The sequence below is a fragment of the Mesorhizobium sp. M7A.F.Ca.AU.002.02.1.1 genome (genome assembly GCF_003998535.1).
GTDB lineage: Bacteria > Pseudomonadota > Alphaproteobacteria > Rhizobiales > Rhizobiaceae > Mesorhizobium > Mesorhizobium ciceri.
On sequence record NZ_RZPB01000713.1, the window covers coordinates 1 to 3,075 of the forward strand.

Annotated in this window: 3 protein-coding genes and 1 pseudogene; all 4 read left to right on the top strand. The window is 65.1% G+C overall.

The window, feature by feature from the left end:
* On the top strand, positions 1 to 819 hold an 819-nt coding region (locus tag EN879_RS29950), incomplete at its 5' end, for an aspartate carbamoyltransferase catalytic subunit (RefSeq protein ID WP_127274443.1).
* The gene (locus EN879_RS29955) at positions 816 to 2,102 is read left to right on the top strand and encodes a dihydroorotase (RefSeq protein WP_063167953.1); all 1,287 of its coding nucleotides are present in this window, start codon (positions 816 to 818) and stop codon (positions 2,100 to 2,102) included. The genes EN879_RS29950 and EN879_RS29955, both read left to right, overlap by 4 nt.
* 60 nt (positions 2,103 to 2,162) lie before the next feature.
* Positions 2,163 to 2,750 (top strand): glycerol-3-phosphate 1-O-acyltransferase PlsY, encoded by a 588-nt coding sequence (plsY, locus tag EN879_RS29960; RefSeq protein ID WP_063167952.1) that lies wholly within the window; start codon positions 2,163 to 2,165, stop codon positions 2,748 to 2,750.
* Positions 2,747 to 3,075 (top strand): annotated as a pseudogene (locus EN879_RS29965) (DNA-protecting protein DprA); the annotation flags it as partial. The gene plsY and the pseudogene EN879_RS29965, both read left to right, overlap by 4 nt.

Here is a 3,075-nt window from a genome sequence, read left to right on the forward strand (position 1 = left end):
CTGCGCGGCCGCACACAGATCAACCTGTTCTATGAAGCCTCGACGCGCACGCAGTCGTCGTTCGAACTGGCCGGAAAGCGGCTTGGCGCCGATGTCATGAACATGTCGGTGGCAAGCTCTTCGGTGAAGAAGGGCGAAACGCTCATCGACACGGCGATGACGCTGAATGCCATGCGGCCCGACATATTGATCATCCGCCACCAGTCGGCCGGTGCGGCCGCGCTTCTCGCGCAGAAGGTCGGCTGCTCCGTCGTCAATGCCGGCGACGGCGCGCATGAGCACCCGACACAGGCGCTGCTCGACGCGCTGACCACCCGCCGCGCCAAAGGCCCGCCGTCGAAGCTGATCGTGGCGATCTGCGGCGACATCCTGCATTCGCGCGTGGCGCGCTCCAACATCATGCTGCTCAACGCGCTCGGCGCGCAGGTGCGCGTCGTTGCGCCGTCGACGCTGCTGCCCACTGGCATCGAGAAGATGGGCGTCATCGTCACCCGTTCGATGGCCGAAGGCCTCAAGGACGCCGATGTGGTGATGATGCTGCGCCTGCAGCGCGAGCGCATGGAAGGCGCCTTCGTGCCTTCGGTGCGCGAGTATTTCCGCTATTTCGGCCTCGATGCGGAAAAACTGAAGGCGGCCAAAGACGACGCGTTGGTGATGCACCCCGGACCGATGAACCGTGGCGTCGAGATCGCTTCGGAAATCGCCGACGGCCCGCAAAGCGTCATCCAGGAACAGGTCGAAATGGGCGTTGCTGTGCGCATGGCGGTCATGGAAGCGCTGCTCGATCCCCGTCGCAATCAAGAGGGCCGCGGCGCATGAGCATAACGGTCTTTGAGCGCGCCCGCATCGTCGACCCCTCGCGCGGCATGGACGAGATCGGCGCCGTCATCGTCGATGGCCGCAAGATCGTTGCCGCCGGCAAGCCAGCGCTCAACCAGGGCGCGCCCGAGGGCGCCACCATTATCGACTGCGCCGGCAAGGCGATCATTCCAGGCCTTATCGACGGCCGCGTCTTCATCGGCGAACCGGGCGGCGAGCATCGCGAAACCATTGCGTCGGCGAGTGTCGCGGCGGCGGCTGGCGGCGTCACCTCCATCGTCATGATGCCCGATACCGACCCGGTGATCGACAATGTGGCGCTTGTCGAGTTCGTGCTGCGCACCGCCAAAGACACGGCTATCGTCAACGTCTTTCCGGCTGCGGCGATCACCAAGGGCCTCGACGGGCGCGAGATGACCGAGTTCGGCCTGCTGCGCGAAGCCGGCGCGGTCGCCTTCACCGATGGCCGCCACACCATATCGAGTGCGCTGGTGATGCGCCGCGCGCTGACCTATGCGCGCGACTTCGGCGCCACCATCGTGCATGAGACGCAGGATGCGGACCTCGGTTCATCCGGCGTGATGAATGAAGGCCTCTACGCCAGCTGGCTCGGCCTTTCCGGCATTCCGCGCGAGGCCGAATCCATCCCGCTGGAACGCGACCTTGCGCTGGCGCGGCTGACGCGCGGTTCGTACCATGCGGCGAAGATCTCGACGGCGATGGCGGCAAACGCCGTGACGCGTGCCAAGGCCGACGGGGCGACGGTGACGTCGGGCGTGGCGATCCACAATCTGTCGCTCAATGAAAACGATGTCGGCGAATACCGCACCTTCTTTCGCCTGACGCCGCCATTGCGTGCCGAGGAAGACCGGCTGGCGATGATCGAGGCGGTCAGGGACGGTACGATCGACGTCATCGTCTCCTCGCACGATCCGCAGGATGTCGACACCAAGCGCCTGCCCTTCGCCGATGCGGCGGCCGGCGCCATCGGGTTGGAGACGCTGCTGGGCGCGGCCTTGCGGCTCTACCACAATGGCGACGTGCCGTTGCTGAGGCTGATCGAGACCCTGTCCACGGCCCCGGCAAAACTGTTCGGACTGCCCGGTGGCACGCTGAAGCCCGGCGCTGTCGCCGATCTTGCGCTTGTCGACCTCGACGAACCCTGGATCGTCAGCGAAAGCGGCATTCGTTCGCGCTCAAAAAACACCTGTTTCGAAGGTGCGCGCCTGCAAGGCAAGGTCTTGCAAACGCTGGTTGCGGGCCGCACAGTGTTCTCCGTCTGAGCCGGACAACCCGCGCACCGCGCCTGATCCGGCCAAACTGGGGGAAATGCGGGGGAAACAATGACTTACAGCCTCATCCCAGCGCTTGTGTTCGGCTATCTCCTGGGCTCGATTCCGTTCGGACTTCTGCTCACCCGCGCGGCCGGCCTTGGCGATGTGCGCCAGATCGGCTCGGGCAACATCGGCGCCACCAATGTTCTGCGCACCGGCAACAAGGGCCTAGCCGCGGCGACGCTGTTGCTCGACGCGCTGAAGGGCACGGCCGCCGTGCTGATTGCTGGCTATTTCGCGCCTGACCTGGCGATCTGGGCCGGTCTCGGCGCCTTTCTCGGTCATCTCTTCCCGGTATGGCTGGGCTTCAAGGGCGGCAAGGGCGTCGCCACCTATCTCGGCGTGCTGATCGGCCTTGCCTGGCAGGTAGCGCTGATCTTCGCCGTCGTCTGGCTGGTGATGGCATTCCTCTTCCGTTATTCCTCGCTTGCGGCGCTGACGGCGGCGGTCATCGTGCCGATCGCCCTCTATGTCCTGAGCACGCCGCAAATTGCCGGATTGTTCGTGGTGATGAGCGTCATCGTTTTCATCAAGCACCGGGAAAACATTTCGCGCCTGCTTGCCGGCACCGAGGGCAAGATCGGAGCCAAGGGATGAGCGAGCCGACCGCCGGGCCGCGCCTCAGCGACCGGCAGCGGCTGAGCTGGCTACGACTGATCCGCACCCAGAATGTCGGCCCTGCCTCCTTTCGCGACCTGATCAACCGCTTCGGCTCAGCCGAAGCGGCGCTTGAAATACTGCCGGAACTGATGATTTCGGGCGGCGCCATCCGGATCGCCCGCATCCCGTCCGTTGCCGAGGCCGAGGCCGAACTGGAAACAGCTGGAAAGGCCGGCGCCCGCTTTGTCGGCATCGGTGAAGCAGACTACCCACCCCTCTTGCGCAACATGGATCATCCGCCGCCCCTGCTGGCGGTAAAGGG

Bases quoted from the DNA above. Each gene is read 5' to 3' on its own strand.
- EN879_RS29955 (WP_063167953.1), top strand. From the start codon at position 816: ATGAGCATAACGGTCTTTGAGCGCGCCCGCATCGTCGACCCCTCGCGC.
- plsY (WP_063167952.1), top strand. From the start codon at position 2,163: ATGACTTACAGCCTCATCCCAGCGCTTGTGTTCGGCTATCTCCTGGGC.